This is a genomic window from Kineobactrum sediminis, from assembly GCF_002868715.1.
Classification (GTDB): domain Bacteria; phylum Pseudomonadota; class Gammaproteobacteria; order Pseudomonadales; family Halieaceae; genus Kineobactrum; species Kineobactrum sediminis.
The window spans coordinates 473,062-490,228 of sequence record NZ_PKLZ01000001.1 but is presented as its reverse complement, the minus strand read 5'-3'; the positions used below and the strand labels follow the sequence as shown (position 1 = coordinate 490,228).

11 protein-coding genes are annotated in these 17,167 nt (G+C 61.4%); 8 read left to right on the top strand and 3 right to left on the bottom strand.

The window, feature by feature from the left end:
• Nucleotides 1-56 precede the first annotated feature (56 nt).
• Both CWI75_RS02185 and CWI75_RS02180 read right to left on the bottom strand, forming a co-directional pair.
• A complete protein-coding gene (locus CWI75_RS02185; RefSeq protein ID WP_101519815.1) occupies nucleotides 57-848 on the bottom strand; it encodes a DUF1295 domain-containing protein in 792 nt (263 codons plus the stop codon).
• A complete protein-coding gene (locus CWI75_RS02180; RefSeq protein ID WP_101519814.1) occupies nucleotides 848-1,738 on the bottom strand; it encodes an SDR family NAD(P)-dependent oxidoreductase in 891 nt (296 codons plus the stop codon). Before CWI75_RS02180 ends, CWI75_RS02185 begins: the two co-directional genes overlap by 1 nt.
• Nucleotides 1,739-1,938: 200 nt before the next feature.
• On the opposite strand from CWI75_RS02180, the gene CWI75_RS02175 reads away from it, so the two are divergent.
• The 8 genes from CWI75_RS02175 (at nucleotide 1,939) to paaN (ending at nucleotide 15,624) form a co-directional block, all read left to right on the top strand.
• Nucleotides 1,939-3,462, top strand: coding sequence for a carotenoid oxygenase family protein (locus CWI75_RS02175; RefSeq protein ID WP_101519813.1), 1,524 nt, complete (start codon nucleotides 1,939-1,941; stop codon nucleotides 3,460-3,462).
• Nucleotides 3,463-3,540: 78 nt separating this feature from the next.
• Entirely contained in the window at nucleotides 3,541-5,862 is a 2,322-nt protein-coding gene (locus CWI75_RS02170) for a TonB-dependent receptor (RefSeq protein WP_101519812.1), read from the top strand.
• 133 nt (nucleotides 5,863-5,995) lie between these two features.
• A complete protein-coding gene (locus tag CWI75_RS02165; protein ID WP_101519811.1) occupies nucleotides 5,996-6,889 on the top strand; it encodes an adenylate/guanylate cyclase domain-containing protein in 894 nt (297 codons plus the stop codon).
• A 42-nt stretch (nucleotides 6,890-6,931) separates the two neighbouring features.
• Nucleotides 6,932-7,879: a winged helix-turn-helix transcriptional regulator gene (locus CWI75_RS02160; RefSeq protein WP_206604611.1), complete on the top strand. Its 948-nt coding sequence runs from the start codon at nucleotides 6,932-6,934 to the stop codon at nucleotides 7,877-7,879.
• Between the two features lie 137 nt (nucleotides 7,880-8,016).
• Nucleotides 8,017-9,402: a TolC family protein gene (locus tag CWI75_RS02155; RefSeq protein WP_101519810.1), complete on the top strand. Its 1,386-nt coding sequence runs from the start codon at nucleotides 8,017-8,019 to the stop codon at nucleotides 9,400-9,402.
• On the top strand, nucleotides 9,399-10,550 hold the full coding sequence (locus tag CWI75_RS02150; protein WP_101519809.1) for an efflux RND transporter periplasmic adaptor subunit: 1,152 nt from the start codon (nucleotides 9,399-9,401) through the stop codon (nucleotides 10,548-10,550). Before CWI75_RS02155 ends, CWI75_RS02150 begins: the two co-directional genes overlap by 4 nt.
• Nucleotides 10,547-13,768 (top strand): efflux RND transporter permease subunit, encoded by a 3,222-nt coding sequence (locus CWI75_RS02145; protein WP_101519808.1) that lies wholly within the window; start codon nucleotides 10,547-10,549, stop codon nucleotides 13,766-13,768. Before CWI75_RS02150 ends, CWI75_RS02145 begins: the two co-directional genes overlap by 4 nt.
• Before the next feature lie 143 nt (nucleotides 13,769-13,911).
• Nucleotides 13,912-15,624 (top strand): phenylacetic acid degradation protein PaaN, encoded by a 1,713-nt coding sequence (gene paaN / locus CWI75_RS02140; protein ID WP_101519807.1) that lies wholly within the window; start codon nucleotides 13,912-13,914, stop codon nucleotides 15,622-15,624.
• Here paaN and CWI75_RS02135 read toward each other — a convergent pair.
• The gene (locus CWI75_RS02135) at nucleotides 15,621-17,120 is read right to left on the bottom strand and encodes a YifB family Mg chelatase-like AAA ATPase (RefSeq protein WP_101519806.1); all 1,500 of its coding nucleotides are present in this window, start codon (nucleotides 17,118-17,120) and stop codon (nucleotides 15,621-15,623) included. The genes paaN and CWI75_RS02135 overlap by 4 nt on opposite strands.
• Between the last annotated feature and the right edge of the window lie 47 nt (nucleotides 17,121-17,167).

The following is a 17,167-nucleotide window of genomic DNA, read 5'->3' as shown; positions in this document are numbered from 1 at the left end:
TCTGTCCCAGGCAAGGTTGGGGCGCTCAGCCTCGCTCGCAACAGACCGTGGGAGCATTACCGCGATTTGCGTCGGGGCAGGGGTATCAGGCCGCTGGTTGTGGCCATGTACTCGGCATAACCGGGCTTTTCCCGCGCCAGTTTCTTGTCCAGGGTACGCTGGCCGGTGACATTCACGATCAGATAACTGTAAGCGAGTGGTCCGATGATGGTCAGAAAGCCAAATGGCACCTCGCAGGCAACCAGCCAGATACCCCACCACACACACAGTTCGCCGAAATAATTGGGGTGGCGGGAATAGCGCCACAGTCCCGTGCACAGCACTGTGCCCTTGTTGCTCGGGTTCGCCCTGAAATATTGCAGTTGCCGGTCGGCGACGGTTTCCGTCACCAGGCCGAGCAGCCACAGGGCTGTGCCGGCGATTGCCAGCCAACCGGGCGCTTCAGTGCCCTGCTGCATCCCCACTTGTACTGGCAGCGATGCCAGCCATAGCACCAGCGCCTGCAGAAGAAATACCTTGCGCAGGCTGAGCCAGATAAAGCGGCGCTCACTGTCCACCCAGCTGCGCAGCCTGGTGTAGCGTGGGTCCTCGCCGTGACCCCAGTTGCGCGCCATCAGGTAGGCGGTAATACGAACTCCCCATAACAGCACCATTGTCAGCAGCAGCCACTGCAGCGGGCCGGTGGCGTCTGCCAGGAGAAAGCTGACCCCGGTAATCGCCAGAATGATGAGAGCGAAGAACATGTCGATGATACTGACATCGCGCAGCGGGATACTGGCGAGCCAGAGAATGGTCGCGGCCGCAACAGCGACCCCGAGATTAATGGCAAGCAGGCCGACAAGCTCCATCACTGTGGCATCCCTTTGATAAAGTCCCGAAACAGGGCTATTGCAGAGCGAAAATCCCGGTCGAGAGGTTGTGCCGCAAGAGTCTCCCAGGCTTCCGCCATGGACATTGCCTGTGGCCGCTGCAATCCCGCGGCCATTAGCGGCCTGGCCCGGCTGAGCCGGTTGCCCCCGGCAATCAGGGTCTCACCGTTCAGGCTGCATTGGTCGCTGGCCAGCCAGGCGACAGCGGGCGCCACCGCGGCGCTGGTGAGCTGTTCCTTCAGCGCCGGTGACAGGCTTTGCTCGGTCATGGCCGTTGCGGCAAAGGGCGCAATGGTGTTAACCCGGACCCCGTGTGAGCTTCCCTCCAGCGCCAGCGCCTGGCAAAGCCCGATTAACCCGGCTTTTGACGCAGAGTAGGCCGGCAGGCCATGCTCGCCGTACAGCCCTGCCGCGGAACTGCTGACGATGATTGCGCCGCGACGCTCCCGGTAAAAATGCGCGAAAATGGGGTGTAGCAGGTGGGCTGTCCCCATGAGGTTGATGTCAACAATGCGCCGGAATTCCGCCAGAGACTGTTTGTGAAAAGACGTGGCCTCGGATACGCCGGCATTGGCGATTACGGCATCGAGTTGCCCGAAATGATCCAGGCTCAGCGCCAGTAACCGCTGCCCACAATCGGGCTCTGCCGCATCGCTGTAATCCGCAATTGCCTGCCCGCCCGCGGCCTCGATTTCTGCAACAACGGCATCGGCACTGCGCACGCTATCGGTGGCGTGACTGCGGTTGTTAACGACCACCCGTACGCCCAGGGCAGCGAGATACAGTGCATAGGCACGGCCCAGGCCCTTGCCGGCGCCGGTGATGATCATCACTTTTCCCGCAAGTCCGTGTGGGTCATGGTCAGTCATTTCAATTTCGGCTCGCAGGTGACTTTTATAAACAGACCGGGAGCTTACCCAAGCCGCGGCTGACTGGCAAGTATCCGGATTCAATACGTCCTGCGCCGTATTTTTATACTTGCATAAAAATACTACGTACCTATAATCCCTCTGAAATCCACTCGCACCGAGCGCTTTGGCGGTGGAACCAGATTACCAGGGAGCGAACTATGCGAAGCCTGAGCAAGGTCACCGAATATCCGTCTGTTGAGCAATGTATCGGCGGCGCAGCTGATTTCAGCGACACCCAGCCGTGGATCTATACCCTCGATAACCCGTACCTTCACGGTGTATACGCGCCAACATCGAACCAGCTGGATGTGTCGGGTTTGCGAGTGGAGGGCCAGTTGCCCGCCGACCTGGAGGGCGCCTATTTCCGCAATGGTCCCAATCCATTGCTTGAGCCTAAAAACCGCTATCACCCCTTTGATGGTGACGGGATGGTGCACGGTGTTTATTTCCGCGATGGCCAGGTGGCCTACCGCAATCGTTATGTGAACACGCTGGCGCTGCAGGATGAACACGCCGCTGGTCGCTCGGTGTCTCCCGGGGTCATGGGGCCCTTTGATTACTCCCTGTCCCAGTTCGGGATCAAGGATACCTCCAATACCGATATTTTCTTCTATAACGGCGACCTGATGAGCCTGTGGTACAACGCCGGTCATCCCTATCGGATGGACGCGGCGGACCTCTCCACCAAGGGATATTATGACCTGGAGGGCCGCAGCCAGCGGCGTTTGTCCGCCCACTCCAAGGTTGATCTCGCTACCGGTGAGCTGCTGTTTTTTGATTATGGCGACACGCCGCCCTACATGACTTATGGCGTAGCGGATGCCAACGGCAAACTATTGCACGAGGTGGCTATTGACCTGCCGGGCCCGCGCTTGCCCCACGATATCGGCTTTACCACCCACTATACGATCCTCCATGACCTGCCCTTCTTCCACGACATGGAAGTGCTGAACCGGCACGGCTACCGGGTGCTGACTTTCCACAAGGATATTCCCACCCGCTTTGGCCTTATTCCCCGCCACGGGGCCGGCAGCGAAGTACGCTGGTTCGAGTGCGAACCCTGCTACATCCTCCACACCAGCAATTGTTGGGAAGAGGGCGACTGGGTCATCATGGACGGCTGCCGCTCCACCAACCCCATGCCGGATGCCCAGCCCGGGGAGGGCGAACTGGCCTCGATGCTGGCGTATATGCGCCTTGAGGCCAATAACTACCGCTGGCGTTTCAACCTGCGCACAGGCGAGGTGCGCGAGGGCGATATTGATGACCTCAACACTGAATTCAATAAAACCAATCCGTTGTACCACGGCCGCAAGAGTCGCTATGCCTACCACCAGCGTATTCCCCTGCACCATGAGGGCGGCTTTACCCTGCGTTTCACAGGCCTGGTGAAATACGACAACGATACCGGCAAGCGCTGGCAGTGGGATTATGGCCCAGGGGTCTTCGGCAGCGAGGCGGTATTCGCGCCTCGCCGCGGTGCCACGGCCCTGTCCGCGGAAGATGATGGCTATGTGATCACCCTGGTGACGGACAGTAACACCTGGGAATCGCGCTGCCTGGTCTTTGATGCCACCGATATAGAGGCCGGGCCGGTGGCTCGCGTGGTCATGCCTCACCGTGTGCCCTTTGGTTTCCATGCCACCTGGGCCCGTGGCGAAGATCTGTTTGCTGCGCGCTGAACCGGCGCCGTTGGCGCAATAGAAAGAGTTGATCCAGACTGATTGACTGAATAAACCATTATCCCGTAAGAGGTTGCCATGAAAAATAACAAGCTTCGTATCGCCATTTCCGCCCTGGTTCTGCTCCCTGCGTCCCTGCCCATGATGGCCTCTGCCCAGCAACAGCTGGAAGAGGTGGTTGTGACCGCAGAACGTCGCGCCCAGAGTATCCAGGATGTGCCCCTGTCGGTTGCGGCCCTCGCCGGCAGCGATATTGAGGTGGGCAAGATCAGTAGCCTCAACGATATCGCCTTCCGTACACCGGGGCTCACGTTCAATCAATTCGGTATTGGGGAGCCGCGCATCTATATCCGTGGTATCGGCAACAGTTCCGATTCCGCTGCCAGCGACCCCGCCGTGGGTGTGTTCCTGGACGAAGTCTACATAGGCCGTACCGGCGGCGTCGGTTTTGACATGTTTGATCTGGAGCGGGTCGAAATCCTGCGGGGGCCCCAGGGTACGCTCTACGGCAAGAATACCAATGGGGGCGCGATCAATATCGTGACGTCACGCCCTTCCCAGGAAACCGAGGCCAAGGTCCGGGTTTCATTAGGTACTGACAGGCTGCGCCATTTCCAGGGCCTTTTGACTGGCGGTATAACCGATAATATCGCCGGTAAACTGGTGTATTCCTATCGTGAGCGCGATGGCTTTGGGCAGAACGTCATCACCGAAGACCAGATTGCAACCTCGGGTAACCTGGGCAGCAGCCCGATTATCGGCGAGAGCGTCGGCGCCGCCGGTGCCGGCGAAGAGCTGGATGACGCCCAAAACGTCAGCTTCCGCGCCCAGCTCATGTTCGACCTGGGCGAGCGTGCCGACCTGCTGCTGAGCGGTGACTACAGCCGCGACGAAACCAACGGTCCCTGCCGCCATATCCAGAATGTTGACAACGCGATTGCGGGTCTCGCCCCGTTCTGGCGTATCGGCATGTCCGAAAGTTATATGGCCGATGACCGCAACTGCGCCACCCAGTTTGATACTGACCAGGAGCGGGAAATTCACGGACTCATGGCCCGCCTCGAGTACGATATGGGCTGGTCGATGCTGACGTCCATCACCGCGTGGCGCGCCAGTGAATACACCTGGGTGGATGACCTCACCGGTGTTCCCCTGAACGATCTGGATGCGCCATCGCCTCCCGGTGTGCCACTCCCCCCGGGCTTTTTCACCGTCCCCGGTAACGTGATTAACGGTGCCGATGAAGACGCCTCACAGTTTTCCCAGGAGTTCCGGGTGGCCGGTAATACCGACACACTGAACTGGTTGGGGGGGCTGTTTTTCATGGAGGAAGATGTCGAGCGTGCCGAGGAGTTTTACACCCAGTACAGTACTCCCCTGCAGGGGCTGGGGCTGGCTGCTGTAGGCGATGTCTTGTTCGAACAGGACAACACCACCACCAGCTACGCCGTTTACGGACAGGTGGACTGGGACTTCACTGAGCAGATGACCCTGACCTACGGTGTCCGCTGGGCCGAGGATGAAAAGGAAATCACCCAGGACGCGCAGGACCTGCTGGGCACCACCCCCTCCGGTGTGCCACTTATCCTGCCCTCTTTTCCGGCACCGGTGTCGGCGGAGGATTCGTGGTCGGAGGTGACCCACAAGCTGTCGTTGACCTGGCGGCCCACCGATGACCTGATGCTTTATGCCACCTATTCCGAGGGCTTCAAGAGCGGCGCCTTCCAGTCGCAGACTAACCTGCCCAGTGTCGCAACGGAATCGGTGGACCCCGAAGTGGTGGAGAACAGGGAAGTGGGCATGAAGTCGGCCTGGCTGGATAATCGCCTGCAACTCAACTTCTCCTACTACGATATGGATTACGAAGACCTGCAGGTGTTTGAGCTCAACAACCGTTTCCTGCTGGTGCTACTGAATGCCCAGGCAGAGTCGCGCGGGTTTGAGGCATCGATTGATGTCATGCCGCTGGAAAATCTCACGGTGAATGCCAGCTATAACTGGAGCGAGGCCACGTTTGATGAATTCATCAACTCCAATGGCCTGGACCTGTCTGGTAACGACCTTCCCTTTGCGCCTGACCAGTCACTCACTGTGACAGCCAATTACCGGGTTGCACTCAACAATGGCGGCACTGTGGATGTGGGCGGCAGCTACAGCTGGAAGGATGATTACTTCAGCGGGCCCCAGAATCGCGAGGTGGAACGCCAGGAAAGTGTGGCGATGGTTGACGCCAATGTCAGCTGGACCAGCGCTGACGGTTCCCTCAGCGTGGATGTCTGGGGTAAAAACCTCAATGATGAGCTGCAGATTTCCAACCGTATTGTCGACCCTACTGGCGTAACCTCGGAGTTTTACATGCCGCCGCGTACTGCCGGGGTTACTCTTACCAAGAGTTTCTGATGAAATTGTTGCAGCCTGCCTGCTTCGGGTGGGCTGCAATAACCAACCTTATCCGTAGACCCTTGAAAAGATTGCTGCAGGGCCGCCGTAAATCGGTGGAGGCAGCGCAGACTTTCCCCTATTATCTTTGCCTATGAGCCGAGAGCCACTTACCATCCTTTTTGCGGACGTCACCGATAGCGCCAGCCTGTTCGAGCAACGTGGGGATGAATTCGCGCGCGAGACCATTCTCCACATGCTGACATTGTGCGCCGATAGCGTGCAGCGTCACCAGGGTCGTGTGGTCAAGACCATCGGCGACGAAATCATGGCCACCTTTCCCGCGGCCAGCCACGGTATCCGCGCGGCGGTTGAGATGCAGCAGGGTGTTTCCGGAAACACCCAGTTCCTCCGCGAGCGCGTGGGCCTGCGTATCGGGTTGCATCACGGCCAGGTGCTGCTTGAGGACGGTGGCGATGTATTCGGGGCTGCCGTCAACACGGCGGCCCGTATGGTAGGGCTGGCCCATCGCGGCCAGATTGTGACGACCGCAGCGAGCCTGCAGGGCTTTGTCCCGTGCGCCGATATCGTCAGCCGCAGTCTCGGTAAGGTGCATATCGCCGGTAGTCGCGAGCCAATTGACGTAATGGATATCATCTGGCAGGAAGAGAGTGGTAATACCACCTCGTTCCAGGGCCTGGATGAACAGGAAGACTCCACCGGCAACACCTGTTTGATACTGCGCTATGCGGGGGGAGTGACCGAGCTTGGCGATACCTCGCCACCCCTGGTTCTGGGCCGCGAGCCAACGCGGGATGTCAGGGTGGATGCCGAGTGGGTCTCGCGCACGCATGCGACCATTGAATTTCGTCGCGGTTTTTTCGTGCTCACCGACCTGTCAACCAATGGCACCTTTGTGCTCATGGGGGATGACGAGGCTATCCGCCTGCACCACGACGAACTGTTATTGCGCGGTAAAGGCAGTATCAGCCTCGGGCAGGGCCACGAGGTAGACCTGTCCCTGGTACTGGACTTTGAATGTCATTGACGCACCGGCAAAAGCGCAGGCAGCAATGAAGGGGTACCTGTCGTGACCCAGCTCCTGACCCGCGCCAGTTCCATCAATCGTGCCCTGGACCAGATGGGTGACAAATGGTGCATTCTCATTATCCAGGAGGTGTTTTGGGGTATTAACACGTTCGGCGGTATGCTCGAGGCCACTGGCGTCTCTCGTGGCGTGCTGTCCAATCGCCTGAAATGGCTGCAATCGGTGGACTGCCTGCGCAAACGGGATGCCGGTACAGGTCAGCGCCACCCGGTTTACCACCTGACCCGCAAGTCCATAGACCTGTATCACAGCTCATTGATGGCGGTTGTTTGGGAGGAGCGCTACTATCCGCCACCGGCGTCCGGCAAGGTTCATCTCTTTCACCGCAATTGTAGCCACAACCTGGTGACCCGGATGCGGTGTGGTAGTTGCCGCCAGCCTGTACACGGGCGAGATGTCAGTTATCATCCCGGGCCCGGTGCGACCAGGGACGCGCGCGACAAAAAGGTGCGCCGCCGGTCTTCATTGTCGGCCGCGGACGTGCCCAGCGAGCGCAGTGTCTACCGCAACCTGATTAACCTGGTGGGCGATCGCTGGACGGCCAATGTGATCGCGCTGGCCTTTCATGGGCTTGAGCGGTTTGACGAGTTTCACCGTGAGTTGCCGGTGGCCACCAATATTCTCTCGGACCGCATACGGTTCCTGGTCAAGCAGGGTGTTTTTGCCGCCCGCCCCTACCAGCAGCGGCCCGTGCGCTATGCCTACACGCTGACCGAGAAGGGCTGGGACATGTTTCCCTACTTTTTGTCACTGCTGCAATGGGGTGACAAGTGGTGTGACCCCGCCGGCAATGGTCGTCCCATGTGCCTGACCCACACCCTGTGCGGGGAAAACCTGCACGGCGAGGTCGTGTGCAGCCATTGCGGTGAAGAACTGCGCGCCCACCATGTTGATTTTACCATTGGCTCCGTACCCGTCTGGGTTGAATAAAGGGGCTACTCCGTAACGCTGCTGCAGGCTCTGATAAGATCTGCCCGCAGAAATTTCCTGTACTTCTATACTCATTCAGGCAAGACGATGATCCCGGCCCCCTGGCGGCCCAAAATCGGGACAAGGCGGAAGCTTTAGTGATTCACAGGATTCAATCGAAAGGCGCTCAATCAATCCCCGGCCTATGCCTGGCCGCATTTGGTTTGCTGGCACTCGCCACCTCTGGAATTGCAGCGACGGAATCGGGGGCCGGTAGCGGAGAAACGGCACTGTCGCTTGACCGTGCCCTGGCAGTTGCCCGGGCCGATAATCCCCTGATCGCAATTGATCGGGCGCGCAAAGCACGTGCCGAGGGCGCGCGGATACGCAGTCGCCAGGGCTTTTCGCCCCGTATCAGCCTGAGTGCCACGCACCTGCGGTTGGATACTTCGTTACTGGACAACCCGCCGGGCATCGCATCCGGGTTTCCCGCATTGTTTGGAGCGCGCGGACTCGGCCCGGCGGAAGGCCAGGTCGCGGGCATCCAGCTGGTACAGCCGCTGGTCAATGTTAGTGCGTGGAACGCTCATCACCAGGCGGGCAGCGCGCTGGATGCGGCGGAACTGAGTTTGCACAGAAGTCGCCGGGAGGTCGACGTGGCGGTCGTCGAGGCCTATTTTGGTGCCCGTACCGCCGGCCGGCAGGTGGCGGCCGAGCAGAAGGGTCTGGCCACCGCCTTGCGCGCCTTGCGCCAGGCCGAGGCCGGCTTCGAGCAGGAGCTGCTTGCGCCAGTGGATGTACTCAGTGCGCGCACCCGTGTTGCCGAAATGGAGGCACGGGTTGCCCTCGCGGATGCCAGCGTTATCTCGGCCCACGCGATGCTGCGCCGGATACTGGGCATGGACGGCGACGCGCAGCTGGTCCTGACCGACCCGGTTCCGCAGCCGCGGGTTCCGGAACCCGAGGTAGTCATCAACCAGGAAACACTGTCAAACCGTCGTGATCTGCAGGCTCTGGAGCGAGGCCTGGAGGCGGCCGAATTCGGGGTCAGGCGCGCACGTGCCGCCTGGCTGCCGGATATCAATCTCTATGCCCGCTACGATCGTCTATATGGCAATGATCCGCTGGAATTCGATGAAACCGGCTGGCTGCTGGCCGTGCACCTGCGCTGGACACTATTTGCGGGTTTTAGCCAGATTGGCGCGCTCGACGAAGCTCAGGCAACCGAAGCAGAGACGCGCGTACGCCTGCGTGCCCTGCGCCAGCAGGCCTGGGCTGAAGCACAGACTGCCCATGCTGAGTGGACAGCCGAAGTGCTGGGCTGGCAGAGCGTCAGCAAAGGCGTGCTGGATGCAGAGCAAGCGCTCGCGCTGACTGAGGCGCGCTATGCCGAAGGCCTGGACGACATCACCGCGTTGTTGCGTGCACAGGCCGAAGAGCTGGCTGCCCGAACGCGCGAGATCAATGCCCGATTCAAGGCTTTGCTCGCGGCAGAGCGCTATCGGCTGGCGCTGCCGGCCGATGAGGGAGATGCACCGCCATGAGTCTCCTGTTAAAACAATCAATAAAACCGCGAAGGAAGCAATGCCTGGTTTTGTCCGCGATGCTGGCGCTTCTTCCCGGCTGCGGCGACAACTCGAATTCCGGCGCGGGCGACAGCGAGTCAGGCGCCGGCGCCTTGCCAATGGAGGTGCAGGTTGCCAGCGTAGAATCCCGCTCCACCGAAGCCACATTCTGGGCCGCGGGAGTCGTCGCGCCGGTGCGGCGTGCCCGGCTCGGCACCCGCCAGGCCGGTAGCGTGCAAGAAGTGCTGGTTGAGGCAGGAGATTCCGTAGAGACCGGGCAGCCGGTACTGCGGGTCGACGCGCGCGACCTGCAAGCTGCGTTGAGTGCCGCCCGCCTGGCGCGTCAGGCGGCGACAACGGCCCGGGATACCGCAAATCGCAATCGGGAACGCTTCCAGCGCCTGTTCGAGCAGCAGCTGATCGCCCGCGCCCGGCTGGAGGAGGTTGAGCTCGCCGCCGAAGATGCGCGCCGGCGCCTGGAACAGGCCGAAGCCGAACTGGCCGCTATCGAGGTGAACCTTGATTACGCCATGCTGCGGGCACCCTTTGCCGGTGTGGTCAGCGAAGTGCTGGCCGATGTTGGCACCTTCGTCGCGCCCGGCCCGCCTCTGGTGATCTTCGAGGACCGCAGCCGACTGGAGATCAACGCCGCCATCGGCCAGGACACCGGCGCGCGGCTGTTGTCCGGTGCAACCCTGCAGCTGCGCGCCGAGGGTGTCGAACAGCGCATGAGCGGGCGGATCCAGGCGCTGTTGCCGGCACTTGAACAGCCTGGTGTCGGGCAGCGGCTGCGGCTGGTCATCGATGAGCCTCCGCCGGGCCTTGCTCCCGGCATGGTCGTCGAGATCAAGTTACCCGCGGCAGGGTCGACCCGGGGGTTCATGGTGATTCCCGACTCGGCCGTGTTACCAAGGGGCCAGCTCGATGGCGTGTTTGTGGTGGAGCCCGATAACCGGGGGCAGCTGCGCGTGTACCTGCGCTGGATATCCATTGCGCCACCGGGTGACCTACAGGTGCCTGGTCGGGTGCATGTTCTGCATGGCCTGTCGGTGGGTGAGCGCGTGGTGGTGGGCGAGGCGGTAAATTCGCTGGCCGACGGCCAACGGGTCCGGCTGGACGGGTCATGAGCGAGTTGGGTTTCGCCGGACGCGTCGCGGATCGGCTGATTGACTCGAAGCTGGTTCCGTTGATTGTCATCGGCACGCTGCTTGCCGGTGCCTGGGGACTGGCGATGACTCCGCGCGAGGATCGCCCGGAAATTGAAGTGCCCATCGCCCGGCTGGTTATCCCGTTCCCGGGCGCCGGGGCCGAACGTGTCGACGAACTGGTGGCACGTCCGGTCGGCGCGTGGATCAGTCAGCTCGAGCAGGTCGTGGAGTTCAGCTCGGTTGCCTCCAGCGACGCGGCGCTGGTCGACGTCGAGTTTGTTACCGGTTTGAGCGACTCCGATGCATATACCCTGCTGTCCGAAGTCGTCGACAGCAATCTGCACCTGCTGCCGGCGGGTGCAGGTCCGGTTGGTATTCGCACTGTCGGTGACGAGATCCTGGTCGGTCTGATGGCGACACTCTCGAGTGCCCGGCTCGGCAGTGACGAGCTTCGACGTATTGGCGAAGAAATGGTTGCCGAGCTGGAGCAGGTACCGGGGGTGCGCAGTGTCGAGGTCTTCGGCGGGCAGCCACGCCAGGTCCAGGTCCAGCCCCGTCCCGCGCAACTCGCGGCGCACCAGATTGGGTTGCTGCAGTTGGCGGAAGCGATTGAGGCGGCGACTCTGCGGCTGCCGGCTGAACCACTCAGGGGCGACCGCACCCGCCGGGTTCAGGTGGGTTCGCTACCGGCTACGGTAGCCGATGTGGAACGGATCCAGGTAGGGGCCGGTCCTGCCGGGTTGGTTTACCTGCGCGATGTGGCCGCTGTTGTGGACGGCCCGGCGCCGGTCGAATCGGCCAGTCTGCACTGGCAACGCGGTTCCGACGGTGAGGTTGCGGCGATCAGCCTGGCGCTGACCAGTGTGCCCAATGCCAATATCAGCGCCGTCACCGCGCGAGCCCTGAAGCGGCTCGACGAGCTGGCCGCAACGCTGCTGCCGTCGACAGTCGCGCTCACGATCGCACATGATGCCGGCGCCATGGCCACCGAGACCGTAGTCAGCGTGCTGGAAAATTTTGCGACCGCGACCGTCACCGTCGTCGCCATCATATTGATCGGGCTCGGCTGGCGAGCCGCAGTGGGGGTCTCACTGCAGCTGCCGTCCAGTCTCGCCATTGTGCCGGCCGCCTATCTCTGGCTGGGTTACACGCTTAACCCGGTCTCAATCGCCGCGATGATCCTGGCCATCGGCTTGCTGGCCGATGATAACGTGATCATCATGGAAAACATTCGTCGGCATTTTCGTCGAGCCGGCAACAGCAGCCGCAACCTGGCGGTCAAGGCGGTCGACGAAGTGGGTAACCCGACCATAATCGCGGTATTCCTGATCATCGTCACGTTCCTGCCGACTGCTTTCATTACCGGCGAGATGGGCCAGTATACCCGGGCCATACCGATCGGGACTTCGCTTGCCATCGCATTTTCGCTGGTTATTGCGCTGACTGTGACGCCTTACGTCGCCTATCGCATCCTGGGTTCCTCCTCTTCCGGAGGCGGGGAACCCGGGGACAGCCGGGAGGATGGCGACGACGACAGCGGGCAGGGCGCGACCGCCGACGAAAGCGATTTGCCGCACAGTCGACTCAGCGATGCCTACCGCAGGGCACTGCAGCGTTTTTTCGACTCGGCTTCCCTGCGCTGGCTACTCTACCTGGTGCTGGTCGTTTTGTTCGTCGCCAGTATTGCGATGGTGGGCCTGCGGGCCGTGCAGCTTACGCTGGTGCCGATTCTGGATCGTGATGTGTTTGTGGTGGAGCTGGAGTTGCCGCCCGGGAGCCCGCTGGAACAAACGCTGGCCGCGGCGTCGGTGGTGGGACGGAAGCTGCACAGCTATCCCGAAGTTGAAGCCTATACACTGTTTGCGGGTATGCGAGGTCCGCTGATTGTTCCGCCACCAGGTCCGCCAGACATCCCGGTCGCTTCCTCGCATCGCGCCAGTCTCTATGTACAGCTTCCTCCCACGGAAAAGCGCGAGCGAATGAGCTTTGAGATCAGTCGGGACCTGGCCTTCGAGCAGCTGCCGGCGCTACTCGAGCCTTTCGGCGGCCGCGCCTGGGTTCGTAGTATCCCATCCGGTCCATCCAGCGATAATGATATCCAGGCTGAGATCGTGGGCGAGGATATTCAACAGCGTGATGACCTGGCCGATGTCATCACACAGCTGTTCGAGCAGCACAAGGCTATTGGTGCCATCGAGCATTTCCCCAAGCTCACCGGACCGGAAACTCGGCTGGATGTGAACCTGAACCGCGCCGCTGCGCATGGTGTGGCCCCGGCCCGCATAGCCGCGGCGGTGCAACTTGCCCTGACCGGGCGCACCGTGGCTGCGCTGGACCTGCCGGATGAGCGCTATCCGCTACCGGTCGTCGTCCGGCTGGAGCAGGGCTTGCGCAACTGGGCCAGCGACCTGGCAGGATTGTATGTGAAGAGCCATTCCGGGGAATTGGTATCGCTGCCGGACCTGGTCGATATCGATGAGCAGTCCTGGGACGCGAACCGTCACCGCCACCAACAATTGCCTACCGTATATGTCGCTGCGCGGGTCAACCGCGATGTAAGCCAGCCGGTTTCGGTGCAGCGGGATATTATCAGGCAACTCGAGAAGCGGCTCGATACCATGCCGGAAATCAAATGGATCGGCGTGCCGGCCGGTGATCATGAAACCGCTTTGTACTGGGGGGGAGAGTGGGCGATGACGCAACAGGTCTATCGCGATCTTGCCGTGGCGGGGGTAGTCGTGGTGTTACTGATCTATGTCGTCCTGGCCGGTTGGTTCGGTTCTTACAGCATGCCCTTGATTATTATGATCCCGATTCCGCTGGTATTCATCGGGGTCATACCCGGGCACTGGATTGCCAGGCTGGATATCGCCGGGCTGGGAGTGCTGGGGGTCATCGCGCTGGTCGGTATCGTCGTACGCAACGCGCTGTTACTGGTGGACTTCACGCGCCTCAGCCTTGACCAGGGTATGCAACTGCGCGACGCGCTGATCAGCGCGGGCCTGGTGCGGACACGCCCGATCCTCCTGACCGCCGGCACCGTGGTGTTCGGTAGTGGCGCGCTGGTGTTCGAGCCGGCGCTGAAGCCTCTGGGCGTGACCCTGGTCAGCGGCGTTGTGGTAGCCACGCTGCTGACGCTGATCCTGATCCCGGCGCTGTACTTTCACGTGTACAACGAGGAAGAAGACGCACGCTGACCCGGTTCAACAAAAAGGAGAGGGAAATCCAGCCCATGGTAAACCCCGGTGGGGTGGCTTCACCCCAAACTCGGTTGCATAAACAGACCGCTTTGTGGCACTGTTATCGTGTTGAGAACAACGTGGCTTTCTGGAGATTTACCATGCCCCCCTGGTTTGAACAACATGCAACCCTGCTGGATAAGGCCCTGGATGCCTGCGCCCGACGTTATGCCTGGAGCGGCTGGCCGGAAAGCCCGAGCAGCAAGATTCACGGCGAAGCCAAACCGGCCGAGGGACAGGCCCGGTTCGAGGCCATGCTCAACAACGATTTTATCCTGCAACAACCTGGTGAAACAGAGCAGGTGGGTGAGGAAATTTCACCTTATACCGGGGAGCCATTGGGCGTGCGTTATCCGCGGGTGGATCCCGCACAACTGTTTCCGGCAATCAACAGCGCGCGGCCTGCGTGGGCAGCCGCATCGCCCAACGAGCGCGTGGGAGTGTGCCTGGAGATCCTGCATCGATGCGGCCAGCAGTTGTTCGAAAACGCCCACGCGACCATGCATACCTCGGGGCAATCCTATGTCATGGCCTTTGCCGGCAGTGGCGCCAATGCGCTTGACCGTGGCCTTGAGGCCCTGGCCTATGCGCACAAGGCAATGGCCGATGTGCCTGCTACCGCGCACTGGGAACGCCAGTTTGGCGCTGACGGCGTGGCCAGCCTGGATAAACAATACCGGCTGGTGCCCCGCGGTATAGGCGTGGTGATCTGCTGTGCGACATTCCCCTTGTGGAACACTTATCCGGCGTTGTGTGCGTCGCTGGCCACGGGTAATCCGGTGATATTGAAGCCGCACCCGGCCGCAACCCTGCCGGTGGCTCTGGTTGCACGGGTATGTCGCGAAGTACTGAGCGACGCGGGGTTTGATCCGAATCTGGTCACCCTGGCAGCCGATACCCGGGAAGCGCCGGCCACGATCGCCCTGGTTGAGCATCCTGATACGGCAATTATCGACTTTACCGGCAGCCCCCGCTTCGGCACCTGGCTGGAACGGAACTGCCCTGGAAAGCAGGTGTATACAGAGACGGCAGGCTGTAATTCGGTCGTGGTGGAGTCCACCGAGGACCTTGCGGCGACAGCCCGGGCGATTGCACATTCCCTGTGCCAGGCCTCGGCCCAGATGTGCACCAGTGTGCAGAATATCCATATTCCCGCCCAGGGGATCAAGGTAGCGGGTAAACAGGTGTCGCACCAGGAAGTGGCAGCGGCCATCTGCGCTGCGGTGGACGACTGGCTGGCCGTCCCACGCGCCGCTGCGACGCTCTGCGGTACCCTGTTTGATCCCTCGGTACTATCCAACGTTGATCACTATCGGCAACTGGCGATTGCCGAGGGCCGCGTACTCAGGGATTCGGCACCTTATACCAACCCGGGTTACCCTGTTGCCCGCACCGCGACTCCCCTGGTCATCGCAGCTACGGGAGCGGATCGCGACTGGTACCGGAAAGAAGTCTTCGGCCCGGTATCCTTCATTATCGCCAACGAATCGGCCGAGGCCTGCCTGCGGGATGCCACTGCCAATGCCCGGGAATGTGGCGCCATTACCTCCCATGTGTATTCCAGCGACCCCGTATTCCTGGGGGATGCGGTGGAGGCCTATCACAATGCGGGTGCCTCTGTAGCCTGTAACCTTACGGGTATGCCGATCAATTTCGCGGCGGCCTATTCTGACTACCACGTAACCGGGCTTAACCCTGCCGGCAACGCCTGCCTGGCGGACCTGGCGTTTGTCAGCAGTCGCTTTCGCATTGTGCAATGCAAGTTCATGGGGGTTGTTCCGCTTCCCCCTTCTACCCGGGGTGCTGCCGATTAAGCGCTGTCTTCCTGGCGGAAGGCCAGGGCCTCGGCGATATGGCTTTCCGCGATGGTGTCGTTTTCCGCCATGTCGGCGAGGGTGCGCGCCACCCGCATACTGCGGTGCAAACCGCGTCCGGATAACTGCATGGCGGTTGCGGCCTGCTCCAGGTAGTGCTTGACCGGGGGTGCCAGCGCACATACCTCGCTAAACTGTGGGTCTGCCAGCACCGCATTGATACAGCCCTGGCGCCGTAACTGCCGCTCGCGGGTGCCGATCACCCTTGCCCTCATTTCCGCGGAGCCCTGGGCGTGGGTCGCGGGTGCAAGCAGCGCCCGGGGCGCCAGTCGTGGCACGGTTACCTGTAGGTCAATCCGATCCAGTAGCGGCCCCGATATACGGTGTCGGTAGCGCAGGATCTGGTCCGGTGTGCAGCGGCAATGACGCTGGCTATCGCCGTTATAGCCGCAGGGACAGGGATTCATCGCCGCCACCAGCTGAAAGCGTGCGGGGTAGGTAAACTTGTGGTTGGCTCTCGACAGGGTGATTGCCCCTGCCTCCATGGGTTCGCGCAACATTTCCAGCACCTGGCGGCTGAATTCGGGTAACTCATCCAGAAACAATACCCCGCCATGGGCCAGGCTGGCTTCACCTGGCCTGGGCTTGGCGCCGCCACCGACCAGGGCGGCGGCGCTGGCGCTATGGTGAGGATTGCGAAAGGGCCTGCGGTAGAGATGGTCAGTGCCGGTGCTGTCGTAAAAACTGTGTAGCGCGGCACAGGTAAGAGCCTCTTCGAGGTCGGGCGGCGGCAGAATCCCGGGTAAGCGGCTTGCCAGCAGGGTCTTGCCGGTGCCCGGCGGCCCACAGAACAGCAGGTTATGGCCGCCACAGGCAGCAATCTCCAGTGCCCGGCGGGCATAATCCTGGCCGATTACATCGGCAATATCGGGATAACAGGCGGGGTTGTCAACGATCGGGGTTGCGGCGACCGGCTGCAGCGGATGGCGACCATTCAGGTGCGCACATAAACTCAGCAGGTCGGTGCCGGCAATGATCCGGCTGTCCGCCACAACGGCCGCCAGGGCCGCGCTGTCCGCCGGTGCAACCAGTTGTCGCCCCATTGCGGTGCATGCCTGGGCTGCCGGGATGATGCCCGGCACCGGGCGGATCTGCCCACTCAGCGCCAGCTCTCCGACAAATTCATGCGCGCCCAGGTTTTTGGCGCGCAGCTGGCCCGATGCAGCGAGTATGCCCAGGGCGATGGGCAGATCAAAGCGGCCACCCTCCTTGGGCAGGTCGGCGGGTGCGAGGTTGACGGTAATACGGCGATCGGGAAATTCGAAATGGGAATTCTGGATGGCGCAGCGCACCCGGTCGCGGCTTTCGCGTACCGCCGTCTCGGGCAGCCCTACGATGTGGAAGGCGGGCAGGCCATTGCCAAGATGGGTTTCAACCTGCACCAGCGGGGCTTCAATGCCGGCCGTGGCACGACTGTAGATAACAGAGAGTTCCATTGCTCATCCTTGAGCCGCCCCTGCACAGGGGCTTCCGTTGTAGTCAG

What these genes read in the sequence shown, in the direction of transcription:
- CWI75_RS02185 (WP_101519815.1), bottom strand. Translation starts at nt 848, where the DNA reads ATGGAGCTTGTCGGCCTGCTTGCCATTAATCTCGGGGTCGCTGTTGCG.
- CWI75_RS02180 (WP_101519814.1), bottom strand. Translation starts at nt 1,738, where the DNA reads ATGACTGACCATGACCCACACGGACTTGCGGGAAAAGTGATGATCATC.
- CWI75_RS02175 (WP_101519813.1), top strand. Translation starts at nt 1,939, where the DNA reads ATGCGAAGCCTGAGCAAGGTCACCGAATATCCGTCTGTTGAGCAATGT.
- CWI75_RS02170 (WP_101519812.1), top strand. Translation starts at nt 3,541, where the DNA reads ATGAAAAATAACAAGCTTCGTATCGCCATTTCCGCCCTGGTTCTGCTC.
- CWI75_RS02165 (WP_101519811.1), top strand. Translation starts at nt 5,996, where the DNA reads ATGAGCCGAGAGCCACTTACCATCCTTTTTGCGGACGTCACCGATAGC.
- CWI75_RS02150 (WP_101519809.1), top strand. Translation starts at nt 9,399, where the DNA reads ATGAGTCTCCTGTTAAAACAATCAATAAAACCGCGAAGGAAGCAATGC.
- CWI75_RS02145 (WP_101519808.1), top strand. Translation starts at nt 10,547, where the DNA reads ATGAGCGAGTTGGGTTTCGCCGGACGCGTCGCGGATCGGCTGATTGAC.
- paaN (WP_101519807.1), top strand. Translation starts at nt 13,912, where the DNA reads ATGCCCCCCTGGTTTGAACAACATGCAACCCTGCTGGATAAGGCCCTG.
- CWI75_RS02135 (WP_101519806.1), bottom strand. Translation starts at nt 17,120, where the DNA reads ATGGAACTCTCTGTTATCTACAGTCGTGCCACGGCCGGCATTGAAGCC.